This is a genomic window from Bacillus sp. N3378-2at (genome assembly GCF_033412715.1).
Lineage (GTDB): Bacteria > Bacillota > Bacilli > Bacillales > Bacillaceae > Bacillus > Bacillus subtilis.
This window is the reverse complement of record NZ_CP117986.1, coordinates 25,114-41,767: the sequence shown is the minus strand read 5'-3', so window position 1 is coordinate 41,767 and position 16,654 is coordinate 25,114. Positions and strand designations below refer to the sequence as shown.

General features: G+C 45.8%; 15 protein-coding genes and 2 pseudogenes. 1 reads left to right on the top strand and 16 read right to left on the bottom strand.

The window, feature by feature from the left end; genetic code table 11:
* Nucleotides 1–24: 24 nt before the first annotated feature.
* The 14 genes and pseudogenes from PUN35_RS00205 to PUN35_RS00140 all read right to left on the bottom strand — a co-directional run bounded on the left by PUN35_RS00205 (nt 25) and on the right by PUN35_RS00140 (nt 15,353).
* Nucleotides 25–381 carry a VOC family protein gene (locus PUN35_RS00205; RefSeq protein ID WP_228224866.1) on the bottom strand — a complete coding sequence of 119 codons (357 nt, stop codon included), beginning with the start codon at nt 379–381 and terminating at the stop codon, nt 25–27.
* Nucleotides 308–485 (bottom strand): annotated as a pseudogene (locus PUN35_RS00200) (hypothetical protein). Before PUN35_RS00200 ends, PUN35_RS00205 begins: the two are co-directional and overlap by 74 nt.
* Entirely contained in the window at nt 428–2,224 is a 1,797-nt protein-coding gene (gene cstA, locus PUN35_RS00195) for a carbon starvation protein CstA (RefSeq protein ID WP_014480511.1), read from the bottom strand. The pseudogene PUN35_RS00200 and the gene cstA overlap by 58 nt, the downstream one beginning before the upstream one ends.
* A 151-nt stretch (nt 2,225–2,375) precedes the next feature.
* Complete coding sequence (gene abfA, locus PUN35_RS00190; RefSeq protein ID WP_014480512.1) at nt 2,376–3,878, bottom strand: alpha-L-arabinofuranosidase AbfA; 1,503 nt, start codon at nt 3,876–3,878, stop codon at nt 2,376–2,378.
* 18 nt (nt 3,879–3,896) lie between these two features.
* The gene (gene araQ, locus PUN35_RS00185) at nt 3,897–4,742 is read right to left on the bottom strand and encodes an arabinooligosaccharides ABC transporter permease AraQ (protein WP_014480513.1); all 846 of its coding nucleotides are present in this window, start codon (nt 4,740–4,742) and stop codon (nt 3,897–3,899) included.
* Nucleotides 4,743–5,684, bottom strand: coding sequence for an arabinooligosaccharides ABC transporter permease AraP (locus PUN35_RS00180; RefSeq protein WP_014480514.1), 942 nt, complete (start codon nt 5,682–5,684; stop codon nt 4,743–4,745). It lies immediately after the preceding gene.
* Between the two features lie 35 nt (nt 5,685–5,719).
* On the bottom strand, nt 5,720–7,021 hold the full coding sequence (locus tag PUN35_RS00175; protein WP_014480515.1) for an arabinooligosaccharides ABC transporter substrate-binding protein AraN: 1,302 nt from the start codon (nt 7,019–7,021) through the stop codon (nt 5,720–5,722).
* Between the two features lie 30 nt (nt 7,022–7,051).
* Nucleotides 7,052–8,236, bottom strand: coding sequence for a sn-glycerol-1-phosphate dehydrogenase (egsA, locus tag PUN35_RS00170; RefSeq protein ID WP_014480516.1), 1,185 nt, complete (start codon nt 8,234–8,236; stop codon nt 7,052–7,054).
* The gene (gene araL, locus PUN35_RS00165) at nt 8,233–9,051 is read right to left on the bottom strand and encodes a sugar-phosphatase AraL (RefSeq protein ID WP_072592609.1); all 819 of its coding nucleotides are present in this window, start codon (nt 9,049–9,051) and stop codon (nt 8,233–8,235) included. The genes egsA and araL overlap by 4 nt, the downstream gene beginning before the upstream one ends.
* Nucleotides 9,029–9,718 (bottom strand): L-ribulose-5-phosphate 4-epimerase, encoded by a 690-nt coding sequence (gene araD / locus PUN35_RS00160; RefSeq protein WP_003229501.1) that lies wholly within the window; start codon nt 9,716–9,718, stop codon nt 9,029–9,031. The genes araL and araD overlap by 23 nt, the downstream gene beginning before the upstream one ends.
* 16 nt (nt 9,719–9,734) lie before the next feature.
* Nucleotides 9,735–11,417 (bottom strand): ribulokinase, encoded by a 1,683-nt coding sequence (gene araB, locus PUN35_RS00155; protein WP_014480518.1) that lies wholly within the window; start codon nt 11,415–11,417, stop codon nt 9,735–9,737.
* A 13-nt stretch (nt 11,418–11,430) separates the two neighbouring features.
* Entirely contained in the window at nt 11,431–12,921 is a 1,491-nt protein-coding gene (gene araA, locus PUN35_RS00150) for an L-arabinose isomerase (protein ID WP_014480519.1), read from the bottom strand.
* A 177-nt stretch (nt 12,922–13,098) separates the two neighbouring features.
* Nucleotides 13,099–14,070: pseudogene (gene abnA, locus PUN35_RS00145) on the bottom strand (arabinan endo-1,5-alpha-L-arabinosidase AbnA).
* Between the two features lie 197 nt (nt 14,071–14,267).
* On the bottom strand, nt 14,268–15,353 hold the full coding sequence (locus PUN35_RS00140; protein WP_014480523.1) for a M42 family metallopeptidase: 1,086 nt from the start codon (nt 15,351–15,353) through the stop codon (nt 14,268–14,270).
* 183 nt (nt 15,354–15,536) lie between these two features.
* Between PUN35_RS00140 and ysdB the strand changes: the two genes are divergently transcribed.
* Nucleotides 15,537–15,929 (top strand): sigma W pathway protein YsdB, encoded by a 393-nt coding sequence (gene ysdB, locus PUN35_RS00135; protein WP_003229493.1) that lies wholly within the window; start codon nt 15,537–15,539, stop codon nt 15,927–15,929.
* A gap of 15 nt (nt 15,930–15,944) precedes the next feature.
* On the opposite strand, the gene PUN35_RS00130 is transcribed toward ysdB, so the two are convergent.
* Together PUN35_RS00130 and rplT are read right to left on the bottom strand one after the other, a co-directional pair.
* Complete coding sequence (locus PUN35_RS00130; protein ID WP_014480524.1) at nt 15,945–16,214, bottom strand: DUF1294 domain-containing protein; 270 nt, start codon at nt 16,212–16,214, stop codon at nt 15,945–15,947.
* Nucleotides 16,215–16,270: 56 nt separating this feature from the next.
* Nucleotides 16,271–16,630 (bottom strand): 50S ribosomal protein L20, encoded by a 360-nt coding sequence (gene rplT / locus PUN35_RS00125; protein ID WP_003222420.1) that lies wholly within the window; start codon nt 16,628–16,630, stop codon nt 16,271–16,273.
* Nucleotides 16,631–16,654: the final 24 nt, after the last annotated feature.

Sequence of the window (16,654 nt, the reverse complement as noted above, 5' to 3'; positions counted from 1 at the left end):
GATATTGTTTTGGGCTTTTGTGCGTTATTCCATCGGACTGCAAATTTCGATATAATGTCCATCCGGATCAGCGATATAGGCGACCGTCTGCCCCCATGGTTTCACTTTCGGCTCCCCGATAATCGATACGCCTTGTTCTCTCATCCTTTTGATGACCGCTTCTACATTTTCAGTAACAAACCCGATTTCAAATGTGTTTGAAGCAGATGTATCCGGAATGTCCAGCGCCGTGATGTCTCTGGCGCTTTCCCGCGTATTAAGCGCCAATATCGTAGACCCTGTATCAAATTCGATATACGTTCCGTGTTCAGCACGAATCGGCAGTCCTAAAATATCCCGGTAAAAATGAATAGCCCGCTTGCTGTCCGATACGTATAGAATAAGATAGATTCATTGCCAACCCCCCTCAGCATTTTCAATAGTCCTTCTAGACCGGTATAGATGCTTCCATCCTTAAGCTCGGATCTTTCCACATCTGCGCCCATTTTTTCACAGCCGCCACAATAATGATGAAGCCTAACACCAGCATGATGATAGATAATACGCCATTCAATACACTATATCCTGCTGCTTCAGGATTGAGATACACATTGCGCACCATCCAATAGCCCGCATAATTGACAGTGACATATAAATAGGCAAGCGGGATAAGGCAAGTCAGAATGTACCGGCGTTTATCAGCGATTTTCAGCACGATGGTCGCTCCGATAATCAGCCCCACTGAAGCCATCAGCTGATTAGAAACGCCGAACAGCGCCCAAATGGAACCGATATCTCCTGAATACAGCAAGTACCCCCACATCAAACAGGCAAGCGCGCTGGCAAATACAGAGCCCGGAATCCAGTCTGTTTTCTTCAGCGGTTTATACACCTCCCCGAAGAAATCCTGGATCAAATAACGGGCAACGCGTGTGCCGGCGTCAATCGCTGTTAAAATAAAGACCGCTTCAAACATAATGACAAATTGGAAAAAGTATGAGGCCAAATGGCTGAAAAACGGCATTCCGGTAAAAATATAAGTCATCCCCACCGCAAGCGTAACGGCTCCCCCTGTTCTTCCTTCTAAGTCCAAACCGATTTCCCTGCTCAATTCAGGCAAATGTATGACATTCATGCCAAGCGTACGGAAAACCTCAGGCGTGCTGTTAATCGCAAAGTAATCAGCAGGCTGTAAAGCGGTCGCTGCAATCAGCGCCATGATGCCAACAAGACACTCAACAAGCATTGCGCCAAACGCAACCGGCTTCATATCACTCCATTTATTCAGCATTTTCGGTGTCGTTCCTGAACCGACAAAGGCATGGAACCCAGAGATCGCCCCGCAGGCGATGGTTATTGAGATGAACGGCCAGACAGGTCCTGCCAGCACCGGCCCGCCGCCTTTTACGAATTCTGTAAACGCAGGGAACGGAATGGACGGATTGACGACAAACACACCAACAATCAAAGCGATAAAAACACCGATTTTCATAAAGCTGCTTAAATAATCACGCGGAGCCAGAAGCAGCCAAACGGGAAGCGCAGCCGCAAAAAACGCGTAAACAGGAAGCGCGATTGCAAGCGTTTTCGTATCTAGCGTTAAAAAGTCACCAAGCGCTGTAGTCTGTACCCATGGACCGATAAAGACTCCTGCCATTAAAAAGAGAAAGCCGACCGTTGAAGCGAGCTTTAAATTTCCCGTTTTCTTATAAAATAAGCCCACACCCATCGCAATCGGTATCGTAATCCCTACCGCAAATGTTCCCCATGGATTACGTTCAAGCGCATGCAAGACAACCATCGACAGGCCCGCCATTGTGATCGTGATGATAAACAGCATGGACAGTCCTGTACAAAATCCTGCAACAGGGCCAAGCTCAGCCTTCGCCACTTCCGACAGCGATTTTCCGTTTTTGTGCATCGATGCAAACAACACCACAATATCATGGACGGCTCCCCCAATTACCGCCCCGATTAACAGCCACAATAATCCCGGCAAATAGCCAAACTGCGCCGCCAGAATTGGTCCGACCAACGGTCCGGCCGCTGCGATCGCGGCAAAATGGTGGCCGAACGAAACCCATTTATTTGTAGGCACATAGTCTTTCCCATCCTCAAGCACGTGAGCAGGTGTCGGCTTGTCATCATTTACTTTGAGAACCTTCACCATCATAAATGTTCCGTATAAACGATAGGCAATAGCCAAAATACACATTGATGCTATCACAATTGTAACCGCATTCATTTTCTCCCATCCCCTTTGCTGTTTTTCATAAATATATCATAATTTCATGGTGAAAAGCGGTCATTTTTTCCTATACAAAAAGCCGGCTTGAACGGGCCGGCTCGTGGCAGTTGAAAGACAAGCCGGAGATTTCTCTCCGGCTTTGCTATTCTTATGACTGTTTTTTCAGGCGGATCACATTCCAGGAAAGCGGCGTGAAATGACCAGTTAAGCCATTTTCGCTGACAGACGATGATCCGTTGGAATGCGGAACGACATTTTTTCTGTTATGCTGGTTTGTCGCTTTGATATCCTGATGCTCAAGTACGATGTGCTCTGCGATTTGGTAGGATTCAAAGCCTCTGAGCGAAATCTCCGTCTCCATCTGATCCTCAGCCTTGTTTACCGCAAAAATAGTGAGTGTTTCTTCCTCTTCAGAGTACACAACAGCAGCATCAACATATGGCACATCAGTGAAATCAGAACAATCGTACTTAGGAGAAGAAATAAGCGGTTTCAGTGACTCGCCCCTTCCGTAAACAGAAGCATGCATGTATGGATAGAAAATCGGCTGTCTCCATGCTTCTCCGCCTTTTTCCGTCATGATTGGCGCGATGACATTGACAAGCTGTGCAAGACACGCAATTTTCACACGGTCTGCGTGCTGCAGCATCGTAATGAGCAGAGAGCCGACTAATAAGGCATCTTCAAAATTGTAAATATCCTCTAAAATCGGACGCGCAGTGATCCACGGCTCGACTTTTTTATCAGCCTCATTTGAGTGGTACCAGACGTTCCATTCATCCAGAGAAAGATTGATTGTTTTCTTGCTGCATGTTTTTGCTTTTACATAGTCACAGGTCGCAGCGACTGATTTGATAAAATGATCCAAATCCATGGAACGGGCCAAGTAGTTTGGCAGATTGTTATCCCGGTTTCCGTAGTAAGTGTGAAGAGAGATATAGTCGACATGCTCATACGTATGCTCCAGCACCTTCGCTTCCCAATCGATAAAGGTCGGCATACCGCTGTTTGAGCTGCCGCAGGCAACGAGTTCAATTGATGGGTCAACCCACTTCATGACCTTTGCTGTCTCTGCAGCAAGCCGTCCGTATTCATCAGCTGTTTTGTGGCCGATCTGCCACGGTCCATCCATTTCGTTTCCTAAGCACCATGTTTTGATGCCGTACGGCTGTTCATAGCCATGCGATCTTCTTAAATCACTCCAGTAAGAGCCTTTCGGGTGGTTGCAGTATTCAACGAGATTACGGGCGGCATCTATGCCTCTTGTGCCGAGGTTGACGGCCATATTGACCTCAGTGTTCACCTTTTTGGCCCAAGATAAAAATTCATTTGTTCCCACTTCATTGGTTTCTGTCGTTTGCCATGCTAAGTCAAGCCGTCTCGGGCGGTTTTCGACTGGTCCGACACCGTCCTCCCAGTTGTATCCGGATAAAAAGTTTCCGCCCGGATAGCGGATGATGGGAACCTGTAATTCTTTGATCAGCGACTGGACATCTTTTCTAAATCCATCTTCATCCGCTTCAGGGTGATCAGGCTCGTATATGCCTTCATATACCGCACGACCCATATGTTCGATAAACGAGCCATAAATCCGTTTATCTACTTCACCGATTTTATATTCTTTGTCTACAATCATTCGCGCTTTTTTCATCACACGTTTCCTCCTTCATTAACCTTTGACTCCCCCTACCGTCAGGCCGGAGATAAAGTACTTTTGGAAAAACAAGAAAATGATAATCACCGGCAAAATCGCAAATACTGAGCCGGATATAAGCATGTCATAGTTGTTGCCATAAGGGCTCAGCAAGCTGGACAGCCCTATTGGAAGCGTAAACATTTCTTTCGACCGAAGCACAATCAGCGGCCACAAGAAGTTGTTCCAGCTGTTTAAGGACTGAAGGATAATCATGGCACCGAAAGCCGGTTTCATCAGCGGTGCCATAATCCTGAAAAAGATGCCGAATTCCGTACAGCCGTCCATCCTTGCAGAGTCCAGCAGATCTCTTGGAAGGCCAAGAGCATATTGCCTAAAAAAGAAAACGGCAACAGGTGAAACGATAAACGGCAATATGACACCTGTATATGAATCGATCAAGTGCAGTCCGACGGTAAGCTTAAACAGAGGAAGCATCATCACTTCCAGCGGAACCATCATGATAATCAGCACAAGAACAAAGATGATATTTCTGCCCTTAAAATCATAAACCGCAAGCCCGTACCCGATCATCGAAGAAAAAAACAGGGTGAGCATGGTTGTGAAAAGCCCAAGTACAAGACTGTTAAAAAACCATTTGAAATAAATGCTTCCGCCGTTAAACAGAAATGTATAATTATCAAGACTCATTACTTTAGGATCAATGTCGAGATTGAGCCCCACACGCAAAAGCTCAGATGAGGGCTTTAATGATCCTAAAAGCAAACAGAAAATCGGAAAAAGATACAATAGGCTCAGCATAATAAAAAACAGGGTTAGCGCAATTCTGTAAACGCTGAACTGAGGACTGTGCCGCAACATTTATCCCTCCCCCTTAAACGAGCCTGACAGCTTTAATGAAATCAGGCTGACAACAAGGATCACAATCAAAAGCACGATGCCGATGGCTGCTCCGTACCCCATTTCGTTGTAGGCAAGCCCCTGCTGATACAAATATCCAACAAGCGTCAGACCAATATTACCCGGGGAATTATTCTGCCAAAGGACGTAGCTTTCCTCAAACATCCTGAAGCCGCCGATAATGCTGATGGTCAGCACATATACGGTTACAGGCTTGAGAAACGGCAGCGTGATGTGCAGAAATTTTTTCATTGTATTCGCGCCGTCTATATCAGCGGCTTCGTACAGCTCTTTCGGCACATTTTGCAAACCGGCTAAAAAGTAAAGGATGTTGATTCCCATCCATCTCCATGAAGCAAGCAGCACCATCAAAAACATGCCGGTATGTTCATTGTTCATCCAGTTCTGAGGTGAAAAGCCGAGTTTGAGTAGGATGGAATTGGCCAGAGACGTTTCCATTTCTCCGAAGATCAGCCGAAAAATGATCCCCGCGACAATGGTTGAGGTCAATGCCGGGATAAATAGTGCTGATTTAAATATATTTCTAAATTTGACCAGCTTTGAATTCAGGAATATGGCCAGAAGCAATGGGACAGGAATCAGCACGATCAGCGTCCAAAAGGTGTATTCCAGCGTATTCCAAAGGGCGGTATAGAACGTCGGGTTGTTTAGCGCTGTATAATTAGACAAACCGACAAAGGACACCTCTCCCGGCAATATTCTTTGAAAGCTCATGATGAAGACACTAATGATGGGGTATAGAAAAAATACGAGAAAGGATAAAACGAATGGCGCTGTAAACAGATAGGGCGCCGCTTTTTTCGAATAAAATACATCTCGCCAGCCTGATTGTTTCGCAGCTGAAGGAACGGGATGAACCGTTCCCGTTTTCACAGGTTTCATGAGAACCTCCCCGCTTTCACTTTTTGAATGGGATTCTATTTCTGTTTCAGTTCACCTGCCGCTCTGTCCAAGGCTTGTTTAGGCGTTTTTTGCTGAGATTTAAGCGCGTCGAACAATACGCTTCTGTTGACAAGGTCTGAAGCCTTGGCAAAATCCTCATGTAAATAAATTGGATTGATTTCATCCTTGATATCGAGCAGCACGGAAAAAATGCCTGTTCCGTTTTGGAAGTAATCCGTGTACTTGTTTTTCTCTTTCAATTCCTTGGAGCTCCAGACATCCCAGCGAAGCGGGTCAAACCCTAGTACGCTCCAGAGCTTTTTGTTTCCTTCTTTAGAGCCCTTCGCAAAGGCTAAAAACTCTTTTGCTAACTCAACATGCTTGGCTTGTTTCGGCACAACAGTTGCCGTACCGCCCAAACCTGCCGAGCGGTCGCCTCCCTCTTTCCATGCCGGGAGCGGCCTGATGGCAATTTTCCCTTTCAGATCAGGCATATAGTCGATAAATCTTCCCATATACCAAATCGGCATGAGGACTGAAGCAGCTCCTCCTTGGTTCATAAAGCCGTAGTATTCTTCACTGTGATGCCCGCCGCCCGGCGCAGGAATCATCGTTTTATCATTGATCATGTCTTTTAAATATTGAAGTGTTTTGACGTTGGTGTCATTATTGAGGATCAGCTTGCCGTTTTTATCAAAATAACCTGAGTTTTGCTGTGAAATCATAGATAAGAACGTTCCGGAATCATTTGTTTCTACCGTTCCCATCGGCTTCCCGGTCACTTTGCGCACTTTCTGTCCGGCTTTATGGTAATCATCCCATGTTTTAATATCGTCAGGATTGACGCCGGCTTTCTTCATCACATCCATGTTATAAAACATGACTGTTGTTCCTACATGCGTATCGAGTCCGTAAAGCTTGCCGTTTTTGCTGTACAGGGTCAGCCGCGCCTCAACGAATTTATCGCGGTCCTTTTCAATCAGCGGAGTCAAATCGGCAAGCGGTATGTCAGAGACCTTCAAAAAGTTTGAAAAACGGGCCAATTCGACATCGGCAATATCAGGGACGCCTTCTCCCGCTATTAAGGAGATCGACAAGTTATCGTGCATTTGTCCATACGGATAAACGACCGTATTCAGCTTAATTTTGCGGTCAGGATATTTTTTATTCCATTCCTTCACCATTTCTACATAGAACTGCTCATGAAGCCCGTTAAATGTCCAAAAGGTCAGCTCAGTTTCACCCGATTTGCCGGATGATTTTTCTGCTGAACACCCGGCAATGACTAATGTAAGCAGCATCATGAGCGCAAGAAAACAGACAGTCATTTTTTTCATCTGCGTTACCCCTTCCATTCGAGGTGCGGGCTATTCATATAGACCATGGTTGATCAGCGTTTTGTTTTCATTAATGATTCTTAATCCGGTGCAGCGGTCTCTTAAGGTGTGCGCGTGTCTGAAGGCATTCTTGACAGAATCCTGCCCGACACCGATTTCGTCAAAATACGCAGGGCCTCCGGCTGATCTCAGCCAATCAGCCAGCACTTCTCCTTCCGGGAGAGTTTGATAAGCCGATTGGATGGCTTGCCGCCGGCTCGGTGAAAATTCGTTCAGCCCGTCATCCTGAGCGAGCTTTCTGTATGTGTCAGTTAATAAAACAGCTGCACAGCCCACCTTTGCCCCATGAAGAATCTGTGGCCGTTTTTTCTCCATTAATTCCATCTCAATCCAATGTGATATATGATGCTCTCCGCCTGATGCCGGGCGGGAATGATCTAATGCCAGCATGACAAGCCCAGATACAAGTAAAGACTCCATCAAAACCCGTATGCCTGTTTCCGTTTTCATCGCAATGTCTTCTGTGTGTTCAATGCAGGCAGCAAGCGCCTCCTGAACGATCTTAGCTCCTGCAGGCGAATAAGGCTCGCCGGCAAGATGCCGGGATATTTCCCAATCTGCTAAAGATGTTATTTTACCGAGCATGTCACCAAATCCAGCCGCCACCATTGACTGGGGTGCCGCTTTTAATAGATCCAGGTCAGCGAACAGTGCAGACGGGGCCTTCGTTTGAATGGTTGTTTTCGTGCCGTATAAAATAATCGGCGCACCGGCTGATGTAAAACCGTCTACAGATGGAGCAGTCGGATAAGAAATAAACGGCAAATCTCTTTGAAACGCCGCAAAGCGGACGATATCATGAATCGTGCCCGAACCGACTGCGATCATGACATCCGTTGTTTGTTTCGTATGGATCAGCACATGAATGAGCGATCGTTCATCAGCTGTCACAACTCCGGCTTCATTTTCTGGAATGATCAGGCACTCGGCCTGAAATCCTGCTTGATTCAGTCGGTTTTCTAAATCAATTCCTGCAATGCGGTGTGTATTCGCGTCGCAAACAAGGACAATATGTTTGTAGTTTTTTCGTTTTACATAATCCAAAAGCGAATCAGCTGCTTGCTTACCGAGAACAATTTCTTCAACTTTTATAGGCAACGTCTTTTCTCCGGCGTGTTCAAAAGCACGCTGAACGTCAGCTGCGATACGATTCATATCAGAATCCCCTCCTCAGCCAATTTGGTTACATCCTTAACAGAATCCAGCACATAATCCGGCGTGTACAAACGCTGTTCGCCCTGTTTCGCAGAACCAGTTAGCACTAAGGCGCTTTTCATGCCATAAAGCTTCCCCATCGCAATGTCAGATTCAATGCTGTCTCCTATAATCATGCATTCATGTGCGGACAGTCCCATTGCTGTACAGGCAGCCTCCGCCATCAGCCATAACGGCTTTCCGACAACAAGTTCAGTCTTCGCTTGTGCAGAAGCCTCAATTGCCCCGATCATTCCGGCCACATCAATGGCATTTCCGTCTTCGTTCGGAAAAGAGCGGTCTTTGTTTGTAGCAATAATACGAGCGCCGCCGGCAGCCGCTTGAAAGGCTTGATTTAAATCTTCGTACGTGAGCGTTTCATGAAGGGAGATCACGAGCCAATCCGCTTCCTTCGGTTCGTTCGCGTTCTGCACGCCGGCCAGCCTCAGCTCGTCAACCAAGCCTTGCTCCCCAAGTACCCATACCTTTGAAAAACGATAATGTTTTTTCAGAAAAGCCGCTGTCACGCTTGATGACAGAACAATGTCGTTTACGTCCGTTTCAATCCCCGCGCCAAGAAGTTTTTTTCTGCACATGGCACGGGAGATATTCCCCCGGTTGCTTAAAAAGACGATTTTCTTTCCCATTCTCCTAAGCGTTTTGATCGCTTCTCTTGCTCCTTCGATCAACTCATTTCCTCTGAATACAGTACCGTCCAAGTCAATCAGAATGCCGGCTGGTGACACAGGCGTATCATGACTGGCCATAATACGCATTTGCTCCGTGTTTTCGATAAAAATGCTTTTCATGCAGGACTGTATTGATTGGGGTTACATCCTTGTTCAGCATAATAGAGTGATAGGCCATTTCGGCAACCGTTTCTAATACAACTGCGTTATGAATGGCATTTAAGGCGTCAGTGCCCCAGCAGAACGGTCCGTGATTATTCACGAGCACACCCGGCACCTGTTCGTAGTTATGATGCTGAAAGGTTTCCGCTATGACTTTTCCTGTATTCAGTTCGTAGTCATGAATGATTTCTTCATCATACATTTCTCGAGTACATGGAATCGCACTGTCAAAATAATCAGCATGGGTCGTGCCTAACGGAGGGATGTCTCTGCCCGATTGCGCCCAGCTTGTCGCCCATTGGGAATGGGTATGGACAATTCCCCCGATATTCGGAAAGGCTTTATATAGATAAACATGGGTAGGTGTATCTGAAGAAGGCTTAAGCGAGCCTTCGACGACCTCTCCATCAAGGTTCAAAACAACCAAGTCATCTGCTGTAAGGTCGCTGTATTCGACTCCGCTAGGTTTGATGACAATTCTTTCTTTTTCACGGTCAATGCCGCTGACATTTCCCCACGTAAAGGTTACCAGCTGATGCTCTTGAAGCTTCAGGTTGGCAGCCAGCACTTCTTTTTTTAATGTTTCAAGCATGCTCCATCACCCTTTATCAATTCTTTTTGGCGGCAGATGAAAATTGAAGATTTTTGATCGTTTTCAGACGCTTCATGACATGGTTTTCTTTTCCGAAATAATGAACCAGCTCTTTATATTCAGCGTACAATTTTTCATAAACCGCGGCGTTTTCGGCATTTGGCGTATAAGTTATATCTTTCAGTTTTCCCATGTTCGCCGCTGCCTCTTTGATGTCATCGTAGCCGCCTTTTTCTTTGCCTGCTGCAAGCGCACCGAAAATGGCAGATCCTAAGGCTGGGGCTTGCGGTGAACCAGAGATTTTAATGTCCATGTTTGTCACATCCGCATAAATCTGCATGACAAACGGGTTTTTCTCAGCTATTCCGCCCGCTGCGTATAGTTCCTCAATCGGAACACCGCTTTCTTTGAATGTTTCGATAATCATCCGGGTTCCGTAAGCTGTCGCTTCAACTAACGCTCTATAAATCTCTTCAGGCTTCGTCAGCAGTGTCATTCCAAGCAGCATCCCTGTTAAATCTGCATCAACAAGAGTTGAACGGTTTCCATTCCACCAATCTAAAGCAAGCAGGCCGCTTTCACCTGGCGCTTGATGGTTTGCTTTCTCACTCAGCAGCTCATGAACGCCAATGTTTTTTTCCTTTGCTTCCTCTTGATAAGCTGGCGGGACACATGTTTTCACAAACCAGTCAAAATGATCGCCGACACAGGACTGCCCGGCTTCATATCCCGCATAGCCCGGGAGAATTCCGTTGTCCACAACGCCGCACATACCTGGAACGATATGCACCTCTTCACCAAGAAGAACATGGCACGTTGAGGTTCCCATAATCATCAGCATTTTCCCTGGCTCTGTAATGCCAACCGCCGGTACGGAAACATGAGCGTCCACATTGGCAACCGCAACAGCCGTTCCCGGGAGAAGCCCTGTCAGCTTTGCCATTTTTTCAGTCAGACTGCCGGCTTTTTCTCCTACCGAATGAATAGAACCTGCCAATTTGTCCTTTGTAATCGTTTTCATTGAAGGATTTAATTTCTCAAAGAAATCATCTGACGGATACCCCGCTTTTTCACTCCACATCGCTTTATACCCTGCGGTACAATTGCTTCGCTTGAGCGAGCCGCACAGCTGGTACACGATCCAGTCCGCAGCCTCGATGATCCGGTCAGCCGCTTCATAAATGTGAGGCGCTTCCTCGGCAATTTGCATGACCTTTGGAATCATCCATTCTGATGAAATTTTTCCTCCGTACCGCTGTAAAAAAGCCTTCCCTTCTTCTTCCGCGATTTGATTGAGCCGATCAGCATGTTTTTGGGCCGCATGATGCTTCCAGAGCTTCACATAGCTGTGCGGCTCCTCTTCATATTCAGGCAGCATGCATAACGGCTGCCCGCTGCTGTCAATAGGAAGGATCGTACATGCCGTGAAATCAATTCCAATCCCGATAATGTCTTTCGGTTCAACGCCCGTCTGTTCGAGTAAAGACGGAATGGTTGTTTCCAAGACTTCGAGGTAATCAGCAGGGTGCTGCAGCGCCCAGTCACGCGGCAGCTTTTGACCCGTTTTTGGAAGGACGGTATCAATGACAGCATGCCGGTATTCTTTTACAGCAGCCGCAAGTTCCTCCCCTGTTTGGACATGAACGAGCACTGCTCTTCCTGATAAAGTTCCAAAATCAACCCCTATTGTGTAAGCCATGTGACATCCCCCTCTACTTTTGAAGCCGGTAAAGCGCCTCGTTCCATTTTAACTCGTGTTTCAGTTTATGAATTGTCGTATCACGGGAAATGAGAACACTTTCGATCCCCGCCATTTCCGCCCAATCAAGCATTTGCTCCGCTGTCAGTTCATAAGACAGGCAGGTATGATGTGCACCGCCGGCTAAAATCCATGCCTCCGCTGCTGTTTTCAATGACGGCTCCGGCTTCCAGAGAACACGGGCAACCGGTAAATTCGGCATGTCTTTTTCAATTTCCTGACCGGTGACTTCATTCAGCACAAGGCGGAAACGCCCGCCAATATCAACAATGCTAGCTTGAATGGCAGAACCGCTGATGCCGTTAAATACAAAACGCGCAGGGTCCTCCTTGCCGCCAATCGAAAGCGGATGAACCTCGATTTTCGGCTGATCCAAAGCGACAGTCGGACACACTTCAAGCATGTGAGAGCCCAGAATCATTTCATTTCCCGGTTCAAAATGGTACGTGTAATCTTCCATGAAGGAAGTTCTTTTTCCTTTAGCCATGATTTTCATCATCCGTACAAGGGCCGCTGTCTTCCAATCTCCTTCACCGGCAAACCCGTAGCCTTTCTCCATAAGGCGCTGAACAGCAAGTCCCGGCAGCTGTTTCATTCCGTGCAGCACTTCAAACGATGTCGTAAACGCTGTGTATCCGCCTTGCTCAAGAAAAGCGGTTAAGCCAAGCTCAATTTTCGCCTGTTCTTTAATGGACGCTACCTTTGCTTCGTCACGTTTTGTTTCCTCACTGATCACATATAGTCTGTCATACTCGGCATAAAGCGTGTCAACCTCGTCGTCCGTAATGCGATCCATCACTTCAACGAGATCCCCGATGCCATATCCGTCAACCTGCCAGCCAAATTGAATATGCGCTCCCACCTTGTCTCCGTCCGTTACCGCTACATGACGCATGTTATCTCCAAATCTGGCAACCTTAATATGTCTGCTTTCATTTAATGCAGCCGCCGTATCCATCCACTGGGACATTTCTTTTTTCACTTCTTCATCATCCCAATAGCCGGCAATGACTTTTCGGCTAAGCCCCATTCTCGAGTTGATGTAACCGTACTCTCGATCGCCATGCGCGGATTGGTTGCTGTTCATAAAATCCATGTCAATCGTACCCCACGGGATATCGCGATTATATTGGGTATGCAAATGCATAAGCGGTTTTTGATAAGAGGAAAGGCCTTCTATCCACATTTTTGCAGGGGAAAATGTGTGCATCCATGTAATGATGCCAGCACATGTCTCACTGTACTCCGCTTCTCTTAACAGCTCTCTAATGGTTTCCGGTGAAGTGACGACGGGCTTATGAGTGATTTTATATCTGGAAGAAATCCCGCTGAGCCCCTCACAAATGCTTTTAGCATGCTGATCTACGAGTTCCAGCGTCTCTTCCCCGTATAGGTGCTGGCTTCCTGTCACAAACCAGAATTCATAATCCTTTGTCTGAAGCATGTAAACTGCCCCTTTCTCATAAAATAAAACGCTTTCAAACACAAAAGATACGTACTAATGATAGAAAGTAAACCTATAAATAAATATTTGTACGAACAATTTTATTATAGTAATTGACTATTATACTGTCAATCTTTTCTTTTAAAAAAAGCCGGGGGCAGAGCCCGGCTTTTTGATTCAATAGGACGGCCAGCCCGAGCTCCAATTCAAATCATTGATGAGAAGCTTCGGAATGCCATTGTTATTTGCATCATAGGCATGGCGAACAAGAATGTTTCCGTTCACAATATCCTGGCCTCCAGGTCCTTTCCATTGGTCATTGCCCGAATCCAAAATGGTGCCTCCGCCTTCAAGCATGCTTTTTCCGCTTTTATCAAGATAAGGGCCTGTAATGTTTTTGGATCTTCCGTAAGCAATTTTGTACGTACTGTTTACTCCGTCACAGCATTTATCAAATGAAACCATTAAATAGTAATATCCATTTTGATACGTAAGAGTAGGAGCTTCTAAGGCACCTCCATTATTCGGTCTAGCTGCAATCGAATAGAGCGAGCCTGTAGGCTTCATCGTATTCTTATCAAGCTTGGTCAGCTTAATGCCGCTCCAAAACGAGCCGAACGCGAGCCACGGGTTGCCATCCTTGTCGAATGTCAGCTCCGGATCAATGGCGTTATAATTATTTGAGCTTGTCGAACGAATCACCAAGCCTTCGTCTTTCCAGCTCCCCGAACTGATGCTTGTGGAAGATGCCAGGCCAATGGCAGATGTATTGCTTCTAAAAGAAGAAACGGAATAATACAGCCAGTACTTGCCGTTATAGTATTAGATGTCCGGCGCCCACTGGTTTTGACCATAATTCGGCACATAATTGGACCACCACGATAGCGGTGTACTGAAAATGGATTTTTGTACGGTCCAATTTTTAGCGTCTGAAGACTTCAAAACCCGCAGTCCCCGTTCTTCAGTAAGCCCTGTTCCGAGCGCATACCATGAGCTCCCCTCTTTAATCATAGTCGGGTCATGAAGCAGTTCATTTGATGCACCCCAAAACGCTGCCTCTGCGGGAGCAGCAGAAGTGAATATCAAACCTGCAGCCAGAGCTGCACTCGAAAAGTGTAAGAAGCGTTTCCATGTTTTTTTCTTTTTCAATTTTGTTCAACCTCCTTTATATTAGAAAGCGCTTACAAATTGGATTGTTTATCCTCCCTTCCTGTCAAATCGAGTTGCGTATCGTATATCGTCATATTCAGGAAATTTTCGGTATCCCCTTTATTGTAGTCACTATGCCGTAATTTGTACAGACAAAAAAATAGAATCCGCCTCAATAGGCGGATTCTTCCGTATCTTTATTGGTACGTAATTTCGTCAACCGTTTTTCGGTCTAACTTCTTAATGACTTCTGTAATTAACTTTACCGCGTTTTCATAATCATCACGATGCAGCATGGCCGCGTGCGTATGAATGTAGCGGGTTGCAATGGTAATGGACAGCGCAGGAACACCATTCGCCGTCAAATGGATGGCACCAGAATCAGTTCCGCCGCCGGCAATGGCATCAAATTGGTACGGAATGCCGGCTTCCTCCGCAGTGGCTACAACTGCATCGCGCAAACCTTTGTGAGAGACCATGGATGCATCGTAAACGATAATCTGCGGGCCTTTGCCCATTTTGCTCTGCGCTTCTTTCTCGGAAATGCCAGGCGTGTCTCCTGCTATCCCTACATCAACACCAAACGCAATATCAGGCTGAATGGTGTGTGCAGCCGTTTTCGCTCCCCTCAGGCCGACTTCCTCCTGCACGGTTCCGACGCCATACACTATATTTGGATGATCTGTGTTTTGTAAGTTTCTTAACACATCAATTGCAATCGCACAGCCAATGCGGTTGTCCCACGCCTTTGCGAGTAGGAATTTTTCATTGTTCATGACCGTAAATTCAAAATGCGGAACGATCATATCTCCCGGGAGTATACCCCACTCCAAGGCTTCTTCCCGGCTTGAAGCTCCAATATCAATAAACATGTCTTTTATTTCCACTGATTTTTTTCTTGCTTCAGGAGATAAAATATGCGGCGGCTTAGAGCCGATAACCCCAGTGATTTCTCCTTTTTTTGTGACGATGGTGACGCGCTGGGCAAGCATAACCTGAGCCCACCAGCCGCCAACGGTTTGAAAACGGATAAAGCCTTTATCTGTGATTTGTGTCACCATAAAGCCGACTTCATCCAAATGTCCGGCGATCATAATTTTCGGGCCGTTTTCTGCACCAGTTTTTTTGGCAATTAAACTGCCCAGGCGATCTGTTGTCACCTCATCAGCAAATGGTTCTATGTATGATTTCATCACTTGCCTTACTTCTCTTTCATTGCCCGGTATGCCTTTTGCATCTGTTAAATCTTTCAGCATGGTCAATGTTTCATCTAATTTTGCCATGTTCCAAACCCTCCTTCATCAGTCCTGCATTCTTATTATACAAAACATGGCGCTAACCATACGACTATTTCACTTGAAAATCGGGTATATGTTTTTACAGCTTTCTTTTAGAAAAAGTGAAACCTTTTTCTATGCTTTTCGTATTACATCAGATCATCACCATAAGGGAGGTGCCTTCACACAATGTTTGTCATGGTTCTAAGGATTATTTTGCTTGCACTTTTTGCTTATTGTATTTATGCCGTGGTCAAATATGTCGCGAATCCTAAGAGAAGGCTTAAGCTGGCCCAATCAAAAGAACATTTTTATATTATTGATGAACAAAACAATACCCGGAAGAATTTTCAGCTGACGTATAAAGGCGTGCTGTTTGAGGGAGAAAAGCATATTCCTTCCAAGGATCATCCGCTGTTTATTCACACGATCTTTGTCTGGACAGAATCTCCTGAGAAGCTGAAACATTTCTCTGCAAAAGATTTTGAGAACATTGAAGAAAAAGTACTGGAACGATATCCAAATTGTAAGATTGACTGGGACCAGCCCATTAAACTCGCAAAAAAAGCAGAAGAGCGTTAAACGCTTTTCTGCTTTTTATAAATCAAACGGGCTGTAGTAAATAGCGATGAGAATCGCTTCAATTACCAGAAGAAGCGGTACTCCGTACTTAAAAGAAGCGTGTTTCGTTTTATGTCTGAAGGTTTGCATGCCAAGCCAGACACCGAGCGCTCCAAATACGATGGCTATCAGCCACAGCCGGTCTTCAGAAATTCTCCACTTGTGCTGCTGCGCTTTGCGTTTGTCAATGCCCATCACCCAAAAACCGCACAGATTAATCAATAACAAATAAGCTGCAATAATCATGTTGCCTCATCCTTTATATAGAAAAAGCCGCTCTGCTGGAGAGCGGCTCTATATGATTACTTGTTTAATTGAGCTTTAGCAGCATCAGCAAGCTGGTTGAATGCAGTAAGATCGTTTACAGCAAGATCAGCAAGCATTTTACGGTTTACTTCGATACCAGAAAGCTTAAGACCGTGCATTAAACGGCTGTAAGAAAGGCCGTTCATGCGAGCAGCTGCGTTGATACGAGTGATCCAAAGTTTACGGAAATCACGTTTTTTCTGACGACGGTCACGGAAAGCATAGTTTCCAGATTTCATGACCTGCTGGTTAGCTACTTTGTATAATGTATGTTTTGAACCGAAATAACCTTTTGCTAATTTAAGAACCTTTTTACGACGCTTACGTGTAACAGTTCCGCCTTTTACTCTTGGCATTGAATTTCCCTCCTAATTGTTCCT

Excerpts from the sequence above, each read along its gene's own strand:
- araB (WP_014480518.1), bottom strand. The coding sequence starts at position 11,417 with ATGGCTTACACAATAGGGGTTGATTTTGGAACTTTATCAGGAAGAGCA.
- PUN35_RS00175 (WP_014480515.1), bottom strand. The coding sequence starts at position 7,021 with ATGAAAAAAATGACTGTCTGTTTTCTTGCGCTCATGATGCTGCTTACA.
- PUN35_RS00180 (WP_014480514.1), bottom strand. The coding sequence starts at position 5,684 with ATGAAACCTGTGAAAACGGGAACGGTTCATCCCGTTCCTTCAGCTGCG.
- cstA (WP_014480511.1), bottom strand. The coding sequence starts at position 2,224 with ATGAATGCGGTTACAATTGTGATAGCATCAATGTGTATTTTGGCTATT.
- PUN35_RS00140 (WP_014480523.1), bottom strand. The coding sequence starts at position 15,353 with ATGGCAAAATTAGATGAAACATTGACCATGCTGAAAGATTTAACAGAT.
- araL (WP_072592609.1), bottom strand. The coding sequence starts at position 9,051 with ATGCGTATTATGGCCAGTCATGATACGCCTGTGTCACCAGCCGGCATT.
- rplT (WP_003222420.1), bottom strand. The coding sequence starts at position 16,630 with ATGCCAAGAGTAAAAGGCGGAACTGTTACACGTAAGCGTCGTAAAAAG.
- araD (WP_003229501.1), bottom strand. The coding sequence starts at position 9,718 with ATGCTTGAAACATTAAAAAAAGAAGTGCTGGCTGCCAACCTGAAGCTT.
- abfA (WP_014480512.1), bottom strand. The coding sequence starts at position 3,878 with ATGAAAAAAGCGCGAATGATTGTAGACAAAGAATATAAAATCGGTGAA.
- araQ (WP_014480513.1), bottom strand. The coding sequence starts at position 4,742 with ATGTTGCGGCACAGTCCTCAGTTCAGCGTTTACAGAATTGCGCTAACC.
- ysdB (WP_003229493.1), top strand. The coding sequence starts at position 15,537 with ATGTTTGTCATGGTTCTAAGGATTATTTTGCTTGCACTTTTTGCTTAT.
- PUN35_RS00130 (WP_014480524.1), bottom strand. The coding sequence starts at position 16,214 with ATGATTATTGCAGCTTATTTGTTATTGATTAATCTGTGCGGTTTTTGG.
- egsA (WP_014480516.1), bottom strand. The coding sequence starts at position 8,236 with ATGAATCGTATCGCAGCTGACGTTCAGCGTGCTTTTGAACACGCCGGA.
- araA (WP_014480519.1), bottom strand. The coding sequence starts at position 12,921 with ATGCTTCAGACAAAGGATTATGAATTCTGGTTTGTGACAGGAAGCCAG.